Annotated in this window: 15 protein-coding genes, 4 tRNA genes and 2 pseudogenes; 13 read left to right on the top strand and 8 right to left on the bottom strand. The window is 38.5% G+C overall.

From position 1 onward, the window contains the following. Nucleotides 1-9 precede the first annotated feature (9 nt). The 6 genes and pseudogenes from A5N88_RS12895 to A5N88_RS12875 all read left to right on the top strand — a co-directional run bounded on the left by A5N88_RS12895 (nt 10) and on the right by A5N88_RS12875 (nt 1850). Nucleotides 10-83, top strand: a tRNA-Gly gene (locus tag A5N88_RS12895). A 12-nt stretch (nt 84-95) separates the two neighbouring features. After that, a tRNA-Ile gene (locus A5N88_RS12890) sits at nt 96-169 on the top strand. An 11-nt stretch (nt 170-180) separates the two neighbouring features. After that, nucleotides 181-255 (top strand) — tRNA-Asn (locus tag A5N88_RS12885). A gap of 14 nt (nt 256-269) precedes the next feature. Further along, nucleotides 270-343 (top strand) — tRNA-Arg (locus tag A5N88_RS12880). Between the two features lie 193 nt (nt 344-536). Then, a pseudogene (locus tag A5N88_RS24400) lies at nt 537-656 on the top strand (DinB family protein); the annotation flags it as partial. 234 nt (nt 657-890) lie between these two features. Further along, nucleotides 891-1850 carry an NAD(P)H-dependent glycerol-3-phosphate dehydrogenase gene (locus A5N88_RS12875; protein ID WP_066266686.1) on the top strand — a complete coding sequence of 320 codons (960 nt, stop codon included), beginning with the start codon at nt 891-893 and terminating at the stop codon, nt 1848-1850. Nucleotides 1851-2046: 196 nt separating this feature from the next. On the opposite strand, the pseudogene A5N88_RS26400 reads toward A5N88_RS12875, so the two are convergent. After that, nucleotides 2047-2196: pseudogene (locus A5N88_RS26400) on the bottom strand (LPXTG cell wall anchor domain-containing protein); the annotation flags it as partial. A 357-nt stretch (nt 2197-2553) separates the two neighbouring features. Between A5N88_RS26400 and A5N88_RS12870 the strand changes: the two are divergent. Next, on the top strand, nt 2554-3654 hold the full coding sequence (locus A5N88_RS12870) for a threonine aldolase family protein (protein WP_066266684.1): 1101 nt from the start codon (nt 2554-2556) through the stop codon (nt 3652-3654). Between the two features lie 303 nt (nt 3655-3957). On the opposite strand, the gene A5N88_RS12865 is transcribed toward A5N88_RS12870, so the two are convergent. Beyond that, nucleotides 3958-5361 carry an APC family permease gene (locus tag A5N88_RS12865; protein WP_066266681.1) on the bottom strand — a complete coding sequence of 468 codons (1404 nt, stop codon included), beginning with the start codon at nt 5359-5361 and terminating at the stop codon, nt 3958-3960. Nucleotides 5362-5604: 243 nt separating this feature from the next. Between A5N88_RS12865 and A5N88_RS12860 the strand changes: the two genes are divergently transcribed. Beyond that, on the top strand, nt 5605-6417 hold the full coding sequence (locus A5N88_RS12860; protein ID WP_066266676.1) for a YflT domain-containing protein: 813 nt from the start codon (nt 5605-5607) through the stop codon (nt 6415-6417). A 437-nt stretch (nt 6418-6854) separates the two neighbouring features. Then, nucleotides 6855-7919: a C45 family autoproteolytic acyltransferase/hydrolase gene (locus A5N88_RS12855; protein ID WP_066266674.1), complete on the top strand. Its 1065-nt coding sequence runs from the start codon at nt 6855-6857 to the stop codon at nt 7917-7919. Between the two features lie 77 nt (nt 7920-7996). On the opposite strand, the gene A5N88_RS12850 is transcribed toward A5N88_RS12855, so the two are convergent. The 6 genes from A5N88_RS12850 to A5N88_RS12825 all read right to left on the bottom strand — a co-directional run bounded on the left by A5N88_RS12850 (nt 7997) and on the right by A5N88_RS12825 (nt 15893). After that, nucleotides 7997-8674, bottom strand: a complete 678-nt coding sequence (locus A5N88_RS12850) for a hypothetical protein (RefSeq protein WP_066266672.1) — start codon at nt 8672-8674, stop codon at nt 7997-7999. Between the two features lie 300 nt (nt 8675-8974). Further along, entirely contained in the window at nt 8975-9232 is a 258-nt protein-coding gene (locus A5N88_RS12845; RefSeq protein ID WP_066266669.1) for a phosphocarrier protein HPr, read from the bottom strand. A 235-nt stretch (nt 9233-9467) separates the two neighbouring features. Then, complete coding sequence (gene hydA / locus A5N88_RS12840; protein WP_066266667.1) at nt 9468-10886, bottom strand: dihydropyrimidinase; 1419 nt, start codon at nt 10884-10886, stop codon at nt 9468-9470. Nucleotides 10887-11018: 132 nt separating this feature from the next. Then, a complete protein-coding gene (locus tag A5N88_RS12835) occupies nt 11019-12527 on the bottom strand; it encodes an NCS1 family nucleobase:cation symporter-1 (protein ID WP_066266665.1) in 1509 nt (502 codons plus the stop codon). A 20-nt stretch (nt 12528-12547) separates the two neighbouring features. Beyond that, nucleotides 12548-13762, bottom strand: coding sequence for a Zn-dependent hydrolase (locus tag A5N88_RS12830; protein ID WP_083953148.1), 1215 nt, complete (start codon nt 13760-13762; stop codon nt 12548-12550). A 457-nt stretch (nt 13763-14219) separates the two neighbouring features. Further along, entirely contained in the window at nt 14220-15893 is a 1674-nt protein-coding gene (locus A5N88_RS12825) for a PucR family transcriptional regulator (protein ID WP_066266664.1), read from the bottom strand. A gap of 267 nt (nt 15894-16160) precedes the next feature. On the opposite strand from A5N88_RS12825, the gene ald reads away from it, so the two are divergent. The 4 genes from ald (at nt 16161) to A5N88_RS12805 (ending at nt 21970) form a co-directional block, all read left to right on the top strand. Further along, nucleotides 16161-17294, top strand: coding sequence for an alanine dehydrogenase (gene ald / locus A5N88_RS12820; protein WP_066266662.1), 1134 nt, complete (start codon nt 16161-16163; stop codon nt 17292-17294). 69 nt (nt 17295-17363) lie between these two features. Next, on the top strand, nt 17364-18830 hold the full coding sequence (locus A5N88_RS12815) for a CoA-acylating methylmalonate-semialdehyde dehydrogenase (RefSeq protein ID WP_066266661.1): 1467 nt from the start codon (nt 17364-17366) through the stop codon (nt 18828-18830). Nucleotides 18831-18949: 119 nt separating this feature from the next. Beyond that, the gene (locus A5N88_RS12810; RefSeq protein ID WP_083953304.1) at nt 18950-20302 is read left to right on the top strand and encodes an aspartate aminotransferase family protein; all 1353 of its coding nucleotides are present in this window, start codon (nt 18950-18952) and stop codon (nt 20300-20302) included. Between the two features lie 288 nt (nt 20303-20590). Beyond that, nucleotides 20591-21970 (top strand): NAD(P)-dependent oxidoreductase, encoded by a 1380-nt coding sequence (locus tag A5N88_RS12805; RefSeq protein ID WP_066266656.1) that lies wholly within the window; start codon nt 20591-20593, stop codon nt 21968-21970. The last annotated feature ends 24 nt before the right edge of the window (nt 21971-21994 follow it).

Here is a 21994-nt window from a genome sequence, read left to right as displayed (position 1 = left end):
GCTTATGATGCGGGTGTAGTTTAGTGGTAAAACTACAGCCTTCCAAGCTGTTGTCGTGGGTTCGATTCCCATCACCCGCTCCAAAATTTCATTATGGGCCTATAGCTCAGCTGGTTAGAGCGCACGCCTGATAAGCGTGAGGTCGATGGTTCGAGTCCATTTAGGCCCATTTTTTATTCTTCCGCAGTAGCTCAGTGGTAGAGCTATCGGCTGTTAACCGATCGGTCGTAGGTTCGAGTCCTACCTGCGGAGCCACTGATTATTATGATGCGCCTTTAGCTCAGCTGGATAGAGCAACAGCCTTCTAAGCTGTGGGTCAGAGGTTCGAATCCTCTAAGGCGCGTTTTTCTTTCTTTTTACTTTTATATTTTCAAACCTCATACACTGTTAAAGTGTTTTTTTTATGCCGAAAAATGACTTATTTAATTTAGGGGTTCTGTTTTCAAGTACAAGTTTATAAAATGCATGAAAAAGGGACATCAAATTGCAAATGAATTAGATGTCCCTTTTTTTATTGAAATAAAGGTTTTTTACTCACCGTATTATGGCTTTTTACGCATACCATCACACATGAATTTCACCATAAAGGACAAATTGTAAAAATAGGCAGACAACTTGTATATATCCCCCCAGACACGGACCTCATTGGATTATAAGATTTTATTAAAGGACAAAATCTCAATGCTGCCTAATTGGCAGCATTTTTTATTATTAAATAAACGTGATGTTAGTAGCATAAGAAAGATATGATTTGTAACTAAATGGGAGGAAATTTTATTAAGCAAGTCGAATATAACATAGCTATTATTAACGATTAATGGATCCTTTTTCAAAGGGAAACAAAGTGAATTTGAATGGAAACTGTAGGAACAAAAAGATGAGGTGAATTAATGGATATTTCAGTTTTAGGATGCGGGCGTTGGGGAACCTTTTTGGCTTGGTATGCCAATAAGATTGGACATAATGTAATGTTATGGGGACGTGAAAACTCAAGGAATTTTATTGGATTACAAGAAACTAGAAAAAATGATTACTTAACTTTATCAAAAGATATTGAGCTAAGTATGTCGTTAGAGAAGGCTATATCGTATGCTGAAATGATTATCATTTCTATTAGTGCTCAGGAATTGCGCTCATTTGCAAAACAATTAAGTAGACTAAGCAAAATGCAAAGGAAAACATTCATCTTATGTATGAAAGGATTAGAAGCTTCCAGCGGGAAAAGACTTTCCCAAGTATTTGGTGAAGAGATTGGAAAAACCGCAAATATCGCAGTATGGGTAGGACCAGGACACGTACAGGATTTTGTAAATGATATACCTAATTGCATGGTTATCGGTTCCGAAAATATTGAAGTAACTAAAAAAATTGTGCAAGAGTTGAATAGTGATTTAATAAGGTTTTACTATGGACAAGACCTTATTGGAAATGAGATTGGTGCTGCTGCTAAAAATGTTATGGGTATAGCCGCGGGAATGTTAGATGGATTAAATAATAGCAGTTTAAAAGGTTCACTTATGGCAAGGGGAACAAGAGAGATTTCCCGTTTAGTCAGAGCAATGGGTGGCAATGATGTAACTGTATATGGATTAAGTCATTTAGGAGACTTTGAAGCAACACTATTCTCAGATAGTCACAATAGAAAATTTGGGCAAGGATTTATTCAAGGAGAGAGGTTTGAAAAACTGGCAGAAGGTGTTTCAACAGTAACGGCATTGAAAGAATTATCCACACACTATGACATTCAGCTTCCAATTTGTAATGCGGTATATGAAATTATATTTAACAATAATGATCCAAAAGAAACTTTAAAGGATTTATTTTTAAGACCTGTGAAATTTGAGTTTTAATATAATTGATAAGAATTGGCATTGATTTTGGAAGGGGCTATGGCTGCTCCTTTTTTAGATGTAAGACAAAGATTGTGAAGAAATATCCTTAAATGATTGGGCCCGTGAGTTGAAGAAGTACGTTCCATTTAATCACATTTAAAAACACATTTTCAATGAAAAGCGGTGTTTTTAAATGTTATTTAGTTTGCTGTTTTTACTTCAAGTTTTGTACTTCAAATTTTAGGTCCTTTTTTGTTTTTACAAAAAAGTATATTAGCCCGGCAGCAATTAAAGAAATGATTCCCACTAAAACAGAAATTAATGTTTTTTTTGTTCGGAAGTTTCTATGGCTATTGGTTTCAGAGTGGAAATTAGCCCATTACAGCTGCCCATTCATCCAAGCTCCAATAAAAATTCCAGAAATAATAATACTTACAACCTCTATAGCAATAAAGAACTTTACTATATACTTTTCCCCTCTCAGTTATTGCTGTATTTACGTGTACAGGCATGAAATTGTTTCATATAAATCACTTCCTTTCCCTAATTCTTATAGGCTAAGGTAAGGGGATTTTTCCTCCGCTGTACTGAGATATTAAAATATCTATATATAGAGCCTCTTACATTCAAGCAGTGTCCCATATTTTTATGTCTATTTGGAATTTTTACTTTATACTAAAGATATGTTCCTATAAATGTGTGAGGAAGAGGAGAAGATGGCATGAATAATCAAAATGTCTTACTGGAAAAGTTTAAGCAGGCTAAGTATCCAATAGGCGGAAATGGCAAGAGGAATATTCAAACACTAAAGGATGCCTTTAGTAATGTTGCTGGAGACATAGAAAGTGACGTATACGGAAAGGGAATGCTAATTGAGAAATTCCAGGAAAAAATTGCAGATTATCTTGGTATGGAGTCATCTGTATTTTTTCCAAGCGGAACGATGGCACAGCAAATCGCTTTAAGAATTTGGTGTGATGAGAAACAGCTTAACAAGGTAGCCTATCATCCTTTATGTCACTTGGAGATCCATGAGGAAGACGGATTAAAGGAATTGCATCATATCCAGCCAGTGTTGTTAGCCGATCAAACAAGGCTGATAGAATTGGAAGATGTTATGGGTATGGAAGAGGAAATTGCCTGTCTATTGCTGGAGCTGCCGCAGAGGGAAATAGGCGGCCAGCTTCCTGAATATGAAACATTAGAAAAGATAGCAGCTTATTGCCGGGATAAAGGGATAATGCTGCACTTAGACGGAGCCAGGCTATTTGAAATTTTGCCGTATTATCAAAAAACAGCAGCTGAAGTATGCAGCCTTTTTGATAGCGTATATGTCTCTTTTTACAAAGGAATTGGAGGAATCGCGGGTGCCATTCTTGCAGGCACCAAGGAATTTACAGAGAAATCGAAGGTATGGAAAAGGCGCCATGGAGGGGATTTAATTAGTCTTTACCCTTACATTATCAGTGCTGATTATTATTTTGATAAGAGAGTGGATAAAATGGATGAATATTATCAACAGGCGAAAGAGCTTGCTGTACTCTTTAATCAATGCTCACATGTATCTACTCTTCCGGAAGTGCCTGTTTCAAATATGTTCCACGTGCATATTCACATGACTAAAAACAAGCTTGAGCCTCTATTGCTGGAAGTATATGACGAAACGGGAATTGGTATTACGAGCTATCTAAATGAGAGCGAGAAGGGGATTTGTTCTTTTGAACTCAGCATCGGAGACCAGTATGCTGCTATTCCAAAAGAATTATTGAGCAGTGCCTTTGAAAAGCTGGATCAAAAATTAAAAGGGAAAGCATACAGCTAAATTCATTTAAAACAGGGTCTTATAGATAATAAAAAGCCCTTCATATAAAGCGCTGTTCCTTTCTTTATTGAAAAGTGAGTTGAAAAACGAGCAGTTATCAACATAGTTATGTAATAAAGCTAATATAAAAAAAGCGGCTATTACCAAGTAATAACCGCTTTTTTTATTAAATAAATTATTTAACCAATGTAGTCTCTGTCTAGCTCCTGCGCCTATCAAATGACCTCGCTGTGTTTTCTTTATCTAAGTCGAAGACTCTGAAATCCGTACACTGCTGAGCAAGGCGCTTGTTCTTTTCGTATATTAGCTTGCTTTTTTTAACACTGCTTTGCTCTTGTTTTTTGTTCCGGCAAAGTAAAACCAAACTCCTAAAATGGCAAAGAATACAGGGCCGATAACAAGAGGAGCATATTGGGAAAACGTTGTATGCGGGGCAGGAATCAGAGTTAGGGCAATCGTGCCAATAACTGAAAACAAGCCAACTCCTGCAACGATATACGCCATCGCATTGCTTTTTATATGAAACGGTCTAAAGGTTGTTTTGTCTGTCATCCTCAGCTTAATGTAGGCTGTGATTAGAAAGATATATGGAATAAAGAATGCGAGTGTAGCCATTAGTATAAGCATATTGATGGCACTTGATATAGTCGGAACGAAACCAGTCAATAGCAGTATAATGGTGACACCTACAGCCTGCCATATAATCAGGGAAGAAGGCATGCCTGCTTTATTGGTTTTATTAAGGGCGCTCGGCAAAATGGTCTTTCCGCTTTCATGAAACATAACACTCGGATTTAAAATTAAAAAGGACAGGGCACCGATAATGGAAATAACAAAGCATATTCCCAGGATTTGCGATAACTTGAATGGAAGCTGAAACTCTTTTGTGATTTGATCAGCAAAAAGGTACAGTGCCGTTGCAGTTTGATCTGTATTAATTTTAATGACAAACTGGAATGCTATGGTTCCAAGAATATACGCGGCCGCAATAATAATGCTCGCAATCCAGATGGCTTTGGGAAATGTTTTTTGCGGATTTCTTACATCTTCTGCGATGGTCCCGAGCATTTCCATTCCTGAGAATGCAAACATCAAGGTAGATAAAAACATGATAGAATCCAGAGACAGATTGTTCGGCATTATAGATTTAGCGGTAAATTGTGTTGCAGAGTGATGTCCTGATAGAATACTCGCTAAACCAAATCCGAAAATCAGGATGACAGGCACGATGACACCAATAGGTGCACCAACAGCTGCTAGTTTTTCGGCCATTTTTGTACCGCGGAGTGTGAGCAGAGTAATGACCCAGAAAATGACAACAGCGATGGTGGTAGTGACCCATGTATTGTGAATTAGTTGAGGGCTGTTTAAAGCGTAAGCAACATTCACTGTTACCCCTAATAATAAGGATGGATAATAAGTGAAATTGGCAACCCAGTAAAACCAGCTGCTCAAAAAGCTAGCCCTTTTGCCAAATGCTCGCTCTACCCATGCACTTACGCCTCCCTGGTCGGGGTAGGCAGTAGATAATTCTGCTACCATTAAGCTGATTGGAATGAAGTAGAGCAGTCCCGCTATCACCCAGTAGCTGATCGCCGACGGACCTATTGTTGAGGCAAAAGGTATATTTTTAAGTCCTAGAATAGTATTTATACTTAAAATCGAAAGCCCTAAAACTCCGAGCTTTTTCTTTTCGATTGGCTGCATAGTTGTTTCCCTTTCTGAAATGAAATTAATCTATTAAACACATGATTAATTATACAATGCATAGAATAAATATTCAATTCGTTTTATTAAAATAACTTTTTTCAATATATTATGAGAATTAGTGATTTAAAAGTGTAAATATGTATTATAAATGTAATACGATTATCCAGTTTAGAGATGGCTCCAAAGGGTAAAAAAATGGCAAAGAAAAACTGTTAAGATAACCCGAAGGAGGAAGACGAAGTGACCAAAAGTGTAGTAGGTGTATACGAAACGCCAGAAGAAACAATGAATGCAATCGAGGGCTTAAATTATAGAGGCTATGATAGGGATAATATTTCCGTTATTACGAGCCGCCGTGATACGGACTATTTAGAAGAGCACACAGGAGCAGATGTAGAAAATGCAAATGGAAGTCATAATGAACACAATAAATCCTTATGGGAGAAAATAAAAGATTATTTTACAATGAATGATTCATATGGACACGGAAACCCATTGAAAAGCCTGGATATACGACAGGATGAATTGAATTCATATACTACAGAGTTAAATGAAGGCAAGTTTATTGTAGCAGTAGAAGATGCTGCTGCACCAGTAAGTCCTGAGGATTCTCCAGTGGGAGACCCTGAGTTACGAACAGAGGATAATCTGCCAGATTCTAATTACCCTGTTTCAAATAGAGCTTTGAAAGACACTACGTTAGGAGACACTATAAGCTTGGGATCTGCCGAAAACACAGCAGCTCCTCTTGGTACATCAGCTGAAACCGATGAAAGTGCAGGCAGGAGGACAACTATAAAATTAGATACAAGGAATACGGGAAATGATAATTATGATACGAGCACGTCCGCTGGAGAACCTGGTACGATCAGCGAGGACGCTGATTTCCGTACTACAAGAGGAGAAATTGACAAAGAGGACCACCCTCGAGTTGGAAATGCATCATTCGGTGCTGGCAAGCTTGATGATGAAGTTACTGGAGTTGAGTCTAATGAGCAGCCCGAAGAGTTAAATAAAAAGCGTTTCATTCGTGCCAATGATACCAGACAATAAAAAGTCCAGCTTAGATTGTGAAGCGATAATGGAAGATCAGAACAAAAAAATGATTTGTAATCTGCAGCAATTGATAAGAGCCCTTCCTGAAGGTTAAAGGAAGGGCTCTTCTCTATTTTAGTTGATTATACAGTTTATTACGTTCATTTTAAGTCCTAAACATGCGGAAAATGGAGTCGTAAAAAAACCTCTTTTTTAAGCAGATCATGTGGCAGATTCCCTATTATTTTGTTATTCTATCGATAATTATGGCTCAAGCTGAAATTCACATGGATTTAAACTTTCGCACAATAGGTATATCTGTATGGTGTCAGTCAATTTAACATTTTTCGCACGCAAATCAGGTTTGAATGGATTACTATTATTTTAGTGCAGATAGGCAATAAAGCTTTGCACAATGATTCCATTTTAGAATGACAAAAAGAGAGGGATGAAGCATGAGAGAGATTTATAGTGAAATCATCCAATTTCGTGGAACGCATTATGATTTTGGAGTGATGCAAGGGGAAATCGCAAAAGACTCTGTCACCGTAATCAATCGTGAAAACCAATGGCTTGTCAGAAAACCGAGGTTTCAAGTGCAATTAGATGAGATCAGGGAAGCCATAACCAGGTTTGCCCCAGGTATTTGGGAAGAGCTTTTGGGATTGCAGGCAGCTCTTGATTGGCCTATGGAGAGGGTGCTTCAGGAGTTTGGCGGCTATCGATTGGATTACGTACGTTCAGGGTGTTCCATTGTAACAGGAAGTAATTATTTAATCCGTAATTATGACTATCATCCAAAGACATATGAAGGGAGATATGTTTTTTTTCAGCCAACTGATCAAGGTTATGCCATTTTGGGTCCGAGCCAGCGGGTAACAGGCAGGATGGACGGAATGAATGAGAAAGGACTGGCGATAGGCTATAATTTTATGCATCGTAAGAACCCCGGGGATGGATTCATTTGCTGCATGATTGGGAGACTGGTGCTGGAGGCATGTGCCAGTGTTCACGAAGCAGCGGATTTACTAAAAGAGATTCCACATAGGCATTCGTTTAGTTATGTTGTTTTTGATAAAAGCGGAGAGACCTTTATAGTTGAAACTTCCCCACGTGGTGTTGAAGTTCGAAGGTCACAGGCATGCACGAATCATTTTGAAAATATGACACACGAAAACCGAAACCATTTAGGCGATTCTATTCGGCGGCTGGAGATTATTAGGAAGCGGCAAGCCAATACTTTAAGCGCAAGCGATGCATTCAAATTGCTTAATGATACAGATAAAGGAATTTTTTCAAAGCTTTACAGCAGCTGGGCAGGAACTATCCATACGTCTGCCTATTTTCCAAATGAAATGAAGGCATGGATTTCTCTTGGCGGCAATCAAGAGCCTCTAGAATTTGATTTTGCCGAATGGCTGGGAGGGAAGGATGTACAGAAAAAAAGGATAATGGGCAATGTAGATACGGATATCCCGTTTGTCCATATGGATGAGGGAGCGGATTGGTTTCAGAGATGAGGGGAATAAGTTGTTTTATAACGTGCTCAATATTTTAAGGGATCTTTCCAATCGGAAGAATAGCCGCTGCATAGCGGTTATTCTTTTTGTGACTTGATAATTTTAGTTATATCTACATTATCTGAATTAACACCGACTAAGTGTAAAGATAGCTGTGCTTTAACAGCAGATTGTATGTTTAGGTCTTCTATAGAATCTACAATTTTAATCGCTTCCTGATGTTTATTGCTTTCATATAAATTATCATGATATTCTTTAGAGCTCTCTCTAAGTCTATGCGATTCTTTTAGAAATAAAAGAGAGATCCCTTCAAAAACTAAACTTCCCGTGACCTGGATTCCCATCCCCAAATTGTTATTACTTGAGTTTATTGACATAAAGACAACGTATATGAAGAAAACAAATCCTATTACAGACATGAAGATACCGATATAAAATTGGACTCTGGAGTGCATTAAAGCCTGTTTTTGGTGAACAGACATCAGGGATTGGTGGACGGCTAGTTCTAATTTTGTTTTTTCAGATTCAGTATTTCCTTGATTGATGAAGTCTGTTTCCAGCCCCGTTAATTGAGGACCTTTTGTTATTTTATCCTCATAAATCGTATTCACAATGCTCTTAACCTTTTTATGATAATCGTTCTGTTTCATTTCCCTATTTATTCTTGAGTTAAGAATACTAACAAGAATACCGAGTATAGACAAAAACACAACGGCAATATTCAGCATAGTATTTGAATGAAGTATAGAACCCATAAAGAGAACCCTCCTCAGAACTTGTCCATGTCTGACACGTGAGAAAAGAATCGGTTGTATTTTTTGATATAAAGAGAGTCAGATATTATTTATAAATATTAGTTATACTATATTAATTAAAAAGACAAATCATGACTATTCTCTATCTGGATGATAAAAAAGATAGCGTTAACCTGCGAAAAGGGAAAGAAGGGGGCAAAATGCATTAGCTGATTAAGCGGGTGATTGTATTGTTTTGTATATAAAAATAACCCCCGTCATAGTTTCTGACAGGAGTAATAATGGATGAAATTTATTATACTAAACTAACTTTTCAATCGTATCGCTAACAGATTGAAGAGCTTCTTGTTCATCTTCACCCGTTACTTCAATCTTAATTTCTGCTCCAGGTGGAATTCCTAAGGACATAACACCCATAATGGATTTTAAATTAACCTTTTTCTCTTTATAAGCAAGGTATATTTCTGATTGGAATTTTGAGCTTGTTTGAACGAGGACAGTGGCTGATTGCGGATGGACTCCAGCTTCACTTTTAATGACCAATGTTTTAGTTAACAAACGCATTCCCCCTAAATGGCTCTTGAAGAGTATTTAACACAATCCATTTTAGTTTATTCCGTTTTTTATATTTAATGAACAAAAGCTATTCTAGGAGATAATATAGTGTACTCATCATAAAGGGGAAGCTAGGAACCATTTTTTATACAACAAACAAAAAAGAAACGAATATGCGGCAAATGTAAAGGGCGCATGTTCGTTTCCGGCTAAGACTAATTGAATAAAGCTGCAGACATCATTTAGTTGAAGCTACTGCTTTGCTCTTCTTTTCGGTGAAAGGGCTGCTTGTTCTCTTTAAGTATTTACCGCTTCCCAATTGGCCAACGAATGTTTTGTCTTTAATCACAAATTTTCCGCGGGAGAGTACACTGACAGGCTCACCAGTTACCTTCATTCCTTCAAATGCACTATAATCCACGTTCATGTGATGTGTTTTTGCTGAAATTTCCCGTTCAATAGTTGGGTCAAATATAACAATATCTGCATCTGATCCAATGGCAATTGTTCCTTTTTGAGGGAACAAACCAAATATTTTGGCTGCATTAGTAGAAATACTTTCTACGAATTCATTGATGGTAATCCTACCTTTATGAACACCTTCAGAGTACAAAACACTAAAACGGTCTTCAATGAAAGGTCCTCCATTTGGAATTTTAGAAAAATCATCTCTGCCAAGTTGTTTTTTTCCGTTGAAGTTAAAGGAGCATTGATCTGAGCCAATCGTCTGTAACTGTTTGGCTTTTAGAGCATTCCATAAATGTTCTTGATGTCCTTTAGGTCGAAGTGGTGGAGACCAAACATACTTGGCGCCCTCAAAATTTGGTCTTTCCAGTTCTGTTTGGTCGAGTGTTAAGTAAGGGGGACAGGTTTCACCGAATACTTTATATCCCTTTTCTCTTGCTTTAATGATTTCATCCACCGCTTCTTTACAGGTCACATGAACAACGTAGAGTTTAGCATCGGCAATATGCGCCAGTTCAATAGCGCGTTTCGTAGCTTCTCCTTCTAATTCAGGCGGTCTTGTTAAGGCGTGATATATAGGGTCTGTATGCCCTGAGGCCTTTGCCTCGTTTACTAATTCATCGATTACCGAACCATTTTCACAATGGACCATTATGACAGCATTGTTTTGTTTCCCAGCTTTAAAGGCTTGGAAGAGGGTTCGGTCCGTTGCTTGAAATTCCTTGGCATACGCTAAAAATACTTTGATTGATGTAATTCCTTCTTTTTCGAGAATGATAGGCAATTCCTTTAAGGTGGCGTCATCTAATTCACTTACCATAAGGTGAAAACCATAGTCAATAACCGCTTTATCTGCAGCTTTTTCATGCCACTTCTTTACGGCATCAGCTAAATTCTTCTCGCCTGCAGTTAAACAAAAATCTAAAATGGTGGTGGTTCCACCGAAAGCAGCTGCAATGGTTCCAGTCTCCCAGTTATCATCCGTTACAGTATTATTGAAAGGCATGTCTAAATGCGTATGAGGGTCAACACCGCCTGGAAAAACATATTTTCCTGAAGCATCAATGATTTCTGCATCTTTTGCTGAAAGGTTTAAACCAATTTGAGTAATTTTTTCATCTTCAATCAGAATGTCCGCTTTAAAAAGATCAGTTGCTGTTGCAATGGTTCCGCCTTTAATAATTTTTTTCATTTGTTATCTCTCCTTTTTCATTGGATAAGTAAAGAAATGTTTATTAAAAAAATGATGAGACCAATGTAGTCTCTGTCCAGCTCCAGCACCTCCCGCGGAAAGCGAGCGAGTGGAGTGGAAATCAACAGAGATCTATTTATTAATAACTTCGTAAACTGTATCATCCTCTGAGTTGATGGTGATTGCATCGTATTCTTCTTTGGTAAGCAAACTTTTATCATTGCGCATTAACAAGGCGTAACAAATACCTGAAATCACAAAACCAAAGATCAGTGCGTTTTCCCATAGAAACGATAGAGCAGGAATAACGAGTCCAAGGGCAGGAATGATAACACCTAATGCAAATGCGTAAATACTAGACCAATTAAATCCTGATGTATAAGTGTATCTGCCATCTGGTGAGTAGAGTTCCCCTAAGTGCAATCTTCGTTTACGTATGACCCAGTAATCGGCGATGGCAATACCATCAATAGGGCCAAGAAAAGCTCCTAATGTTCCTAAAAAGCTGTATAAAAGAGTACTGAAGTTTGACATCAAGTACCAAGGCTGCATGAAAACTGCAACAATACCAGTAATAATGACACCTAAACCAAATGAAATGCGGTTAGGAGACATATTTTCTATCGCTCTTGCTGGAGCTACCAGGTTGGCTCCTACATTAATAGATAAGCAAGCCATTACAACGAGAATGGCTCCAATAAAAACGACCGGTGTTGGGAATTTAGACAAAAGCTCGACTGGCTGCCAAATCGTGTGGCCAAAAATAATGGCCGTGGTTGATGTAACGAAAATACCGATGAAGGAAAAAATGGTCATGGTTAAAGGTAAAGCAAAACCTTGACCGATTACAGAAGCTTTATGTGAGTTAGCATAGCGTGCAAAATCTGGAATACTTAATGCCATTGTTGCCCAGAAGGCAATTACACTCGTTAAAGATGGGAAAAACACCTTGAAAAATGAACCGGGTGTATTAAATTTACCAGGCGTGGTTAAAAGCGGTCCTAAACCATGGGCGCTTTTAATGGCCCAAATAAGAAGGAAAATGGACGAAATCCCAACGACTGGAGCAGAGATAATCATCAGCCATTTAATAGCCTGGGGGCCTTTAAAACCAACCATAATATTTAGAAGCAAAAACACAACAAAAACGATTGCTGTATGATAGGGAATCCGGCTCCAAGAGTGGATGGCAACTCCCAGTAAAGTATCAATGGCGGTCGTTCCAATCCAAGTATTGATTCCAAACCAAGCGGCTGACACAATTGCCCGAGTCACTGTAGGGATGTGTGCCCCTTTTGAACCAAACCATAATCTTGCAAAAACGGGATATGGAATCCCGAATTTTGTACCAGCATGAGAGTTTAATAAAATCGGAATTAATATAATACAATTCCCCAAAAAAATGGTTAAGAGGGCCTGCCACCAGTTCATGCCAACCGAAATCATCGCACTTGACATGGTATAAGATGGAATACATAAGCACATACCTATCCATAATGCGGCAAAGCTCCAAGTTGTCCAGGAATGCTCCCGCTTTGTCGTTGGCCGTAAATCTTCATTCCACATCGAACCAGATTCTAGCTTTTGGCTTGTGTCGTCTGTTAATGTGACAATACCCTTGTTGTCCATTTGGACTTTCACATAAACTCCTCCTTAATTGGCTATTTTTCTTGAAGAGCCAAAACAGTTCCTAACAACACATTCGCACCCTTTACACAATCCTCGTAGCTTGTTTCTTCTTCTTCACAGTGACTTTTCCCATTCACACTTGGGACAAAAATCATGGCTGATGGAATGATGCTGGCGATAAATTGTGCATCATGACCGGCCCCGCTGTACATTCGTTGATAGGAATAATGATGCTTCTCACATGATGATTTCACCTGATCACAAATAGTGGAATTAAAAACGACGGTATCCCTTCCCCAGAGCTTTTCGGATTGAATTGTACATCCTTCTGATTCTTTTGGAAGAGAACGGATGATGTCTTCAACCTGTTTAACTATTTCTGAACTTTGATGTCTTGCTTCCAGTGTAAATACAACCTTGTTTGGTATAACGGTGTGAATATTAGGCGATACAATCACCCTTCCCATTGTGTATACCAGATCTTCATCAATTTCTCCAAGGCTTTTACGAAGATTTGAAATAACAGAAGCTGCAAGAAAAAGAGGATCTTTTCTCATCGACATAGGTGTGGTTCCTGCATGATTTGACTCTCCCATAATCGTAATCTCATAACAAACCATCCCTAAGACACCCTCTACCACACCGATATCAATTTGTTTGCTTTCTAATACGGGGCCTTGTTCAATATGAAGTTCTAAATAGGCAGATGCTTCCTTTAAGCGATTTTCTATTCTGCCTTCATATCCGCTTTCTTTAAGGGCTGATTCAAAGGTAACACCGTCTTTGTCTCTCGATTGAAGCATCTTATTTTTATCAAATTTATTTGTTAATACTCCAGAACTCATCATGGCTGGATCAAATCTTGCGCCTTCCTCATTCGTAAAATTCACAATCATCAACGGAATTTCAGGTTCAATCTTATAATCATGGAATATTCTAACGACTTCAAGCGCGCATAACACACCAAGGACACCATCAAACCTGCCGCCCTTCTCAACAGAATCCAGATGTGAGCCCATAACGATGGGAGGAACATCCCTTTTACCTGGCAATACAGAGTAAATATTGCCCATATCATCATAATAAACATCCATACCCAATTCTTGGCAACAATCACAGAAGTAATTTCGGGCTGCTATATCCTCTTTTGAAAGAGAAAGTCTCGTGACACCCCGATTCTTAGTAGCTCCAAATCTACTAAATGTTTCTAATGTTTCACGTAACCTATCCTTATTGCAAGAAATCATCACTTTGACCTCCTTGATTGTCAGGTAGAAATGTCTATACAATTAATTACATTGCCGAGGAAAGAAACCAACATTTGAAATCACTTCAAATCATTTCATCAATTGTGTAATTTTATATAATGCCCAGACTAACTGGAGTAAGCCATTTGTGATTCATGGCAAATCCTTTCTTTAATTTTGTCAGCACCATATAACTGAAATTTCTGTTAAATAAATTATAATTTTGTGCTTGAAGATGAATCATTAGACAAATTGTGAAAAAAAACAAGTAGGCTTATATACATTAAGAAAATCCGTGTATTTTTAATTGATTAAGTTTTTATGTGGGTTTTCCCTAAGTTGAGTGGAGCAGAAAGCGAGTGCCTGCAGCGTAAATCAACCAGCAGGAAAAACAGAACACTGCGCAATTAAGAGTAAAAGCCCAAAGTTGAACTGAACCCAAAGTTGATTGAAGCATTTAAAGCTTACTAGTATTTAAAAATTGGTATGCCTGTATCGCTAATTGCAAAGCTAAACGGTTTTGAGAAGACATGAAATCCTCTCCTAAAAGCTCCTTAATCTTATCAAGACGATAATATAGTGATTGCCTTACAATATGAAGTTGTTCTGCTGCCAGCTTTTTTGAGCCGTTGCTTTCCACAAACGCCTGCAAGGTTCTCAGTAAATCACTTTTTTTCTTCCGATCTTCTTCAATTAAAGGGCCGATGTGATTCGCAATATAGGATTCAAGCATACTTTCCTTTTGAAGATTTAATAAAAGCTGAAAAACACCTAACTCTTCATACAAAATAATAGAAGACTTATAAAAAGGTTTTAAGAATAAAGATTTTGTAGCTTCTTCATAGCTAATATGAACATTTTTCAGACCAGTATATGAACTGCCAACTCCTATACAAAACTCAAACTTATTCGTTTTTTTTCTGTTTATGGTATTTTCAATTTCTTTTAATATATGATTAAACCGGTGTTTCATATGTAGAGTGTCTCTTGTTTGTTTTGCAGGTAACATATTAATAGCGAGAATAACTAAACAAGTATTTTGTAAAGTAATAAATGGCTGGAATGAATGCTGCTTAAAAATAGACCTAACAATCATTGAAAGATGAAGCCCTGTGGATTGGCTGAAGCTATCGATCATTTCCTCTTTTTTATTCCCGAGAAATTGTAATTCGATAATGCAAACGCAAAACTCCAATTCATTAAACGATTTGTAGTGTTGACCTAACTGCGTTTTTATAAGTAATTCATCTTTCAGCCGGTTATTTAAAAGATCATTTACCCATAGATTCTCTGTATGAAGTTGTCTTTCTTCGATGTACCTTGTTTTTAATAAATCTTGGGCTATCGATAGGGAAGCAGAGTCTAGTAATAGGAAATCATATTCAGTTGGCTCCTGGTTTTTCACCAGGCATAGGTATGCCCAAGTTTGCCCCATTGCTCCCACAGGCCGAATTAAAAGGGTGTCATCGTTAAATTTCCAGCTATACACAGATTCATCTTCGTTTGAATCCAAGGCTGGTAAACGTGTATTTAAAAATAGGAGCAGTTCATTTTGTTTATGTAAGGGTAAGGACGGTATAAATTTCGGAGTTTCTTGAAAAGGAAGATAAATGATCGGGTATTTCGTGCTAGAGTGGAGCAATTCTAAAACATTGCGAGTCCCTTGAGATTCAAGTGTCAAACGATAGAACTCTCGCGATATTCTTTCAAGATTTTTTAGCATACTGTAATGGTGATTAATGATAAGTGTATGAAGTTCCTGTGTAATATCTACAAAACGAACGGCTTTTGTGAAAATAATTAAAGGAAAATTATTAGTATTCGCAATTTCAATAACCTCTTTAGGAATAAATTTTAGATATTGTCCCATCTCTAAACAAAGACATGATACATTATGCTCAATCAATTTATTTAGATAAGATACAAAACTTGTGACGTTTTCTGTGAAGCCAATTCCGGTTGACAGAATCATTTCATTACCATGGACTAATGCTTCAATATCCAATACTTCAAGTATATGGACCCAGCGTACATTGCGCTGTAAACCGCCATTTCCTGCAATGACCTGAGCGTCTTTAAAAAGAGTATTTTTTAAAGCGCTTTCAATAGTTAAGATATCGTTTGTCTCCATAGCCCCGTCCTTTCAAATCCCCATAATAATATTTCAATTTCTTGTAAATATTTCATTCAAAACACCTATTTCCCTTAGGATTAAACCTTTAATAATAGTTTATTAAATGTACATAATAGCCTGTAAACAGAAGTGGTGTGTTGGAAGGATAGAAGGTAACTTTGCAAAGAACTCACTTTTACATTTTTACATAGTGTCTAATGGAATTATTAACAAAATTTTATATATTGTCAATATTAACAAAAAAACGGAGGGGAGGTTCAATAAATGATTATCGGTGTGCCTAAAGAAATTAAAAACAATGAAAACCGAGTAGGTATTACACCAGCCGGGGTATCAGCTTTTAAGGCAAATAATCATGAGATTTTGGTAGAATCAGACGCAGGTCTTGGAAGTGGCTTCACCGACGAGGAATATATTGCTTCTGGAGCGAAAATAGTATTCTCAGCAAAGGAAGCATGGACTGCAGATATGGTTATGAAAGTGAAAGAACCGCTTCCGCAGGAATATGATTATTTTCATGAGGGATTGATACTATTTACGTATCTTCACCTTGCTCCTGAATATGATCTTACAAAAGCATTACTCGAAAGGAAAGTAACAGCTATTGCTTACGAAACAATTCAATTGGATAATGGTTACCTTCCTTTATTAACACCGATGAGTGAAGTTGCGGGCAGGAAGTCGGTCCAAATCGGAGCCCAATTCTTAGAAAAGCCTTATGGTGGAAAAGGTATTCTTTTAAGCGGAGTACCTGGTGTGGCTTCAGCAGAGGTCGTCATTGTTGGAGGAGGCGTAGTAGGGACCAATGCTGCAAAAATGGCCGTTGGTTTAGGAGCAAATGTAACGATACTTGATATAAGTGCTTCACGCTTAAGAAAATTAGATGATCAATTTCAAGGACGTTTAAATACATTGATATCCAATCCTTACAATATTGCCGAGGCAGTAAGAAAGGCAGACTTATTGGTAGGTGCCGTATTGATTCCTGGAGCACAGGCACCAAGAATTGTAACAGAAGAAATGGTTAAGTCGATGCAAGAAGGATCGGTAGTAGTGGATGTGGCGATTGACCAAGGTGGGTCAATCGAAACAATTGATCGGGTTACAACACATAGCGATCCAACCTATAAAAAATATGGTGTGATACATTACGCGGTGGCTAATATTCCAGGCGCTGTTCCGCGTACATCTACCATTGCGCTAACAAATGTTACCGTTCCATATGGATTGGAAATTGCCAACAAAGGGGTTTGTAAAGCATCACTTGAAAATACAGCTTTAGCTAAAGGGATTAATTTGATAGATGGGAAAGTAACGTTCAAGGCTGTTGCTGAAGCTCATAAATTGGCCTATACCAATATTAAACAAATAGTAAATAATCAAACTATAGCTATATAAAGAATAATAAAAATGTTAGAATCTTATTTCTTTAATTTAATATATTAAGTTGATAAAAGGAGATTGCAAATGACAACTTTCACTGAAAATGTAAAATATCTAAAAAATTATATTGGAGGCGAGTGGGTCGACTCCACTTCTGATCAGAAAGAAAGGGTTGTCAATCCAGCCACTGGGGAAGTAATCGCAGAAATTCCTCTTTCTACAAAGGCAGATGTTGATCGTGCAGTTTATGCAGCAAATGAAGTATTTAAGACCTGGTCACAGACAGCCGTTCCAAAACGAGCCCGTATTTTATTTAAGTATCAGCAGCTACTAGTTGATAATTGGGAGAAACTTGCCAAACTGGTCACGATTGAAAATGGAAAAAGTCTTTCAGAGGCGATGGGAGAGGTACAGCGCGGGATTGAATGTGTAGAATTCGCAGCGGGAGCACCTTCCTTCATGATGGGTAAAAATCTCCCTGATATTGCTACCAGTCTTGAATCCGGCATGTATCGCTACCCGCTTGGGGTGGTGGCAGGCATTACCCCCTTCAACTTTCCGATGATGGTTCCATGCTGGATGTTCCCCATTGCCATTGCCTGCGGAAATACATTTGTATTAAAGCCATCCGAGCGTACACCTCTTCTTGCAGCGCGACTGGTTGAATTAATCGAAGAAGCAGGTCTTCCAAAGGGAGTTGTAAATATTGTCAACGGGGCGCATGATGTCGTAAACAGTATGCTTGAGCACAAAGACATCAAAGCTATTTCCTTTGTCGGTTCACAGCCAGTCGCAGAATATGTCTACAAAAAAGGAACTGCGAACCTGAAGCGTGTTCAAGCTCTTTCAGGTGCCAAAAATCACTCCATTGTATTAAAGGACGCAAACCTTAATCTAGCAGCAAGAGAAATTACGAATGCAGCTTTTGGCTCAGCAGGCGAACGCTGCATGGCCGCTGCAGTTGTTGCTGTAGAAGAAGAGATTGCAGATGAATTGATTAATAAATTGGCAGAATTGGCAGATGAAATCAAAATCGGCAATGGCCTTGATGAAGGTGTTTTCTTAGGACCGGTTATTCGTGAAGGACATAAAAAAAGGACAATCGATTATATTGAGTCTGGTGTCGATCAGGGCGCTGTGCTTGTTCGTGATGGACGTAAGGATGACGCAGTTAATGGAGAAGGCTATTTTGTCGGTCCGACTATTTTTGACCATGTCACTCAGGAAATGAAAATCTGGCAGGATGAAATCTTTGCACCTGTACTTTCCGTCGTAAGAGTAAAGGATTTAACAGAAGCAATCGATTTGGCCAATGCATCAAAATTAGCGAATGGTGCTTGTTTGTACACTGACAGTGCAGCCGCAGTAAGACAGTTTCGCGAAACAATACATGCAGGAATGCTGGGCGTAAATGTTGGCGTACCAGCACCAATGGCATTCTTTCCATTTTCGGGCTATAAGGATTCATTTTATGGCGATTTACATGTAAATGGGGCAGATGGTTTTGAATTTTATACAAGGAAAAAAATGCTGACTGCACGTTATTTATAAGATTGGCCTTTAGAACAGGTGCCATTACCGAGCTGCTGGATTTAAAGGCGAACGGATGAACAGATTGAATACTGCCTTGGATGAGAGAAAAATAACAAGGGAGGACAAGAAAAATGTCCATGATAAAGAATAAAACAGAAGAGTTGATTAAGAAAGACCGTCAATATTTATGGCACCATATGGCTCCGTATAGTGAAAAATCTGCACCAACCATTGCTGTAGAAGGAAAAGGTTCGTGGATTACCGATATCAATGGTCAAAAGTATTTGGACGCCATGTCCGGCTTATGGTGTGTGAATGTTGGCTATGGAAGGGAAGAGCTGGCCCAGGCAGCCTATGACCAATTAAAAACATTACCCTATTTCCCTCTTTCACAAAGTCATCTTCCGGCCATTCAACTAGCTGAAAAATTAAACGAATGGTTAGAAGGGGATTATGTCATTTTCTTTTCAAACAGTGGTTCGGAGGCGAATGAAACAGCATTTAAAATTGTTCGTCAATATCATCAGCAGAATGGTGAGGCAAGCCGCTATAAATTTATATCCCGGTATCGTGCTTATCACGGTAATACAATGGGATCCTTAGCTGCAACAGGACAGGCGGTTCGGAAATTCAATTATGAGCCACTTGCCCCGGGATTTATACATGTCAGCCCCCCCGACAGCTACCGCCGTCCTGCCGGGCAATCGGTTAAAGAATTTAATTTGCAATGTGCTTTGGAAATTGAAAAAACAATCATTTGGGAAGGGAAAGAAACCATTGGAGCCGTCATCATGGAACCGGCTATTACAGGTGGAGGTGTTCTCGTTCCCGATCCGATTTACATGGAGAAAGTGCAGGAAATTTGTCAGAAGTACGGTGTTCTCCTCATTATAGATGAAGTTATTTGTGGATTTGGCCGCACCGGAAAAAAATTCGGCCATATGCACTTTAATATCAAGCCGGATATAGTCACTATGGCAAAAGGTTTAACGAGTGGATATCTCCCTCTTTCAGCAACAGCGGTAAGGCGAGACCTCTACGAAAAATTTAAGAGTTCCGAAGAGTATGGTTATTTCCGGCATGTCAACACATTTGGAGGAAACCCTGCTGCCTGTGCACTCGCTTTGAAAAACCTGGAGATTTATGAGAAGGAAAACCTGATTGAACGTTCTCGTTATCTTGGTGAACGATTAAGAGAAGAAATGAAAGACATAGAAGATCACCCATTTGTTGGGGATATCCGATCTTTCGGTTTTTTGATGGGAATTGAACTTGTAGAGGATAAAGAAACGAAGAAGCCTTTAGACGTATCAAAAGTAGATCAAATTATCGCTTGGTGCAAATCAAATGGTTTGATCATTGGTAAAAACGGTGCAACGGTTGCCGGATATAATAATATTCTTACTTTGTCACCACCGCTATCTTCTACTGAAGAGGATTTAGAGTTCATCGTCAGAACATTGAAAAATGAAATGTATAAAATTGTTTAAAACGTTTAAAGAAAATAGAGGAAATATTTAAATCTAGAATTATATATTTAATTTTTCACAAAAGAAGCTGTCTGATTATGAGGACAGCCTTCTTTATAGTGCCCCATACTAACGTGGAAGATTGAGACAAAATTTGAAACCAATAGGGAAAGCTGTAATACATGATAAAGACCTGAAAACTGGCTGGGCATGGGAATAAAGAATACATGGAATGAAGTAGATGATTTGCGAAGCTAAGGAAAGTTCTAAATAAATTCTTATATTCGTCCATGAAGGAGGTTATGAAAATTGGGTGCTGCAAATCGTCCCAAAATATCATTTGAAGACCTGAGCCTGAATTTTCAAGAAATAAATCCGGAGTTAACAAAGCAGGAAGCGGTAGAAGAGGCAAATCGATGCCTATACTGCTACGATGCACCTTGTATAAAAGCGTGTCCAACCGGAATTGATATTCCGACGTTTATAAAGAAAATAGCTTCAGGCAATTTAAAAGGATCTGCTAAGACTATTTTATCTGCAAATCCGATTGGAGCAAGCTGTGCCCGTGTCTGTCCGACTGAGGAATTATGTGAAGGGGCCTGTGTCCTAAATCATTCTACTAAGCCGATTATGATTGGCAACCTGCAGCGTTATGCGACAGACTGGGCCATCAAGAATGAAAAGGTTCTATTCGAACCGGGTAAGAAAAATGGTAAATCGGTTGCGATTGTTGGCGGAGGTCCAGCTGGCTTGTCTGCTGCGAGGGAACTGGCGTTGTTGGGTTATGATGTCACAATCTTTGAAGCAGAAGAGAAGGCTGGAGGATTAAACACATATGGAATTGTCTCATTTAGGCTTCCTTTAAGCATTTCCTACTGGGAAGTTAAGCAAATTGAGAGCCTCAATGTTGAAATTCGAACCAATACAAAAGTAGGCGAAGATATAACAGTAGAAGAAATTTTGAAAAACTATAACGCTATCATTCTAGCCGTAGGCATGTCACAGGTTCCAGCATTGGGTATTAGCGGAGAGGATTTAGCAGGAGTATTTGACGCAATTGAATTTGTCAAAGAAACGAAAACAAAACCGATATCAAACCAGCTTATTGGAAAAAAGGTAGCAGTGATTGGTGCAGGGAACACAGCGATTGATGCAGCAACCAGTTCAGTTCGTCTAGGGGCTGAAAATGTCAAAATCCTTTACAGACGAACAATCGAGGAAATGACCGCTTATGAGTTTGAATATGAATTCGCTAAACAAGATGGGGTTGAATTTAGATGGCTGACAGCCCCATTAAGGATTATAGGAGATGAACATGGAAGGGTAAAAGGAATTGAATGCATCAAAATGGAGTTAGCTGAACCAGGTGAAGATGGCCGCCGCCGCCCTGTTCCAATTGAGGGATCTGAATTTACTCTTGAGGTAGATACAGTAATAAAAGCAAATGGACAGTCAAGATATATTGAACTAATTGAACAGTTTAATCTTGAACATGACGGTGGAGTTGTATTCATTAATCCTGCCACTTATCAGACATCAAATAAGAGGGTATTTGCATGCGGGGATGTCATTTTCGGAAAAGGGCAAGGAGAGGCAATGGTCGTTTCGGCGGCACAGCATGGGAAAGAAAGTGCTTATGCCATTCATCAATTTCTGAATCAATCTTTGGTTAAAACAGCATTGGACTGATTGATTTGATAAAAGGGAGGTAAG

This window comes from Heyndrickxia acidicola, assembly GCF_001636425.1.
GTDB classification, from domain to species: domain Bacteria; phylum Bacillota; class Bacilli; order Bacillales; family Bacillaceae_C; genus Bacillus_AE; species Bacillus_AE acidicola.
The sequence above is the reverse complement of the archived record's forward strand: the minus strand, read 5'-3'. Positions and strand labels throughout refer to the sequence as shown.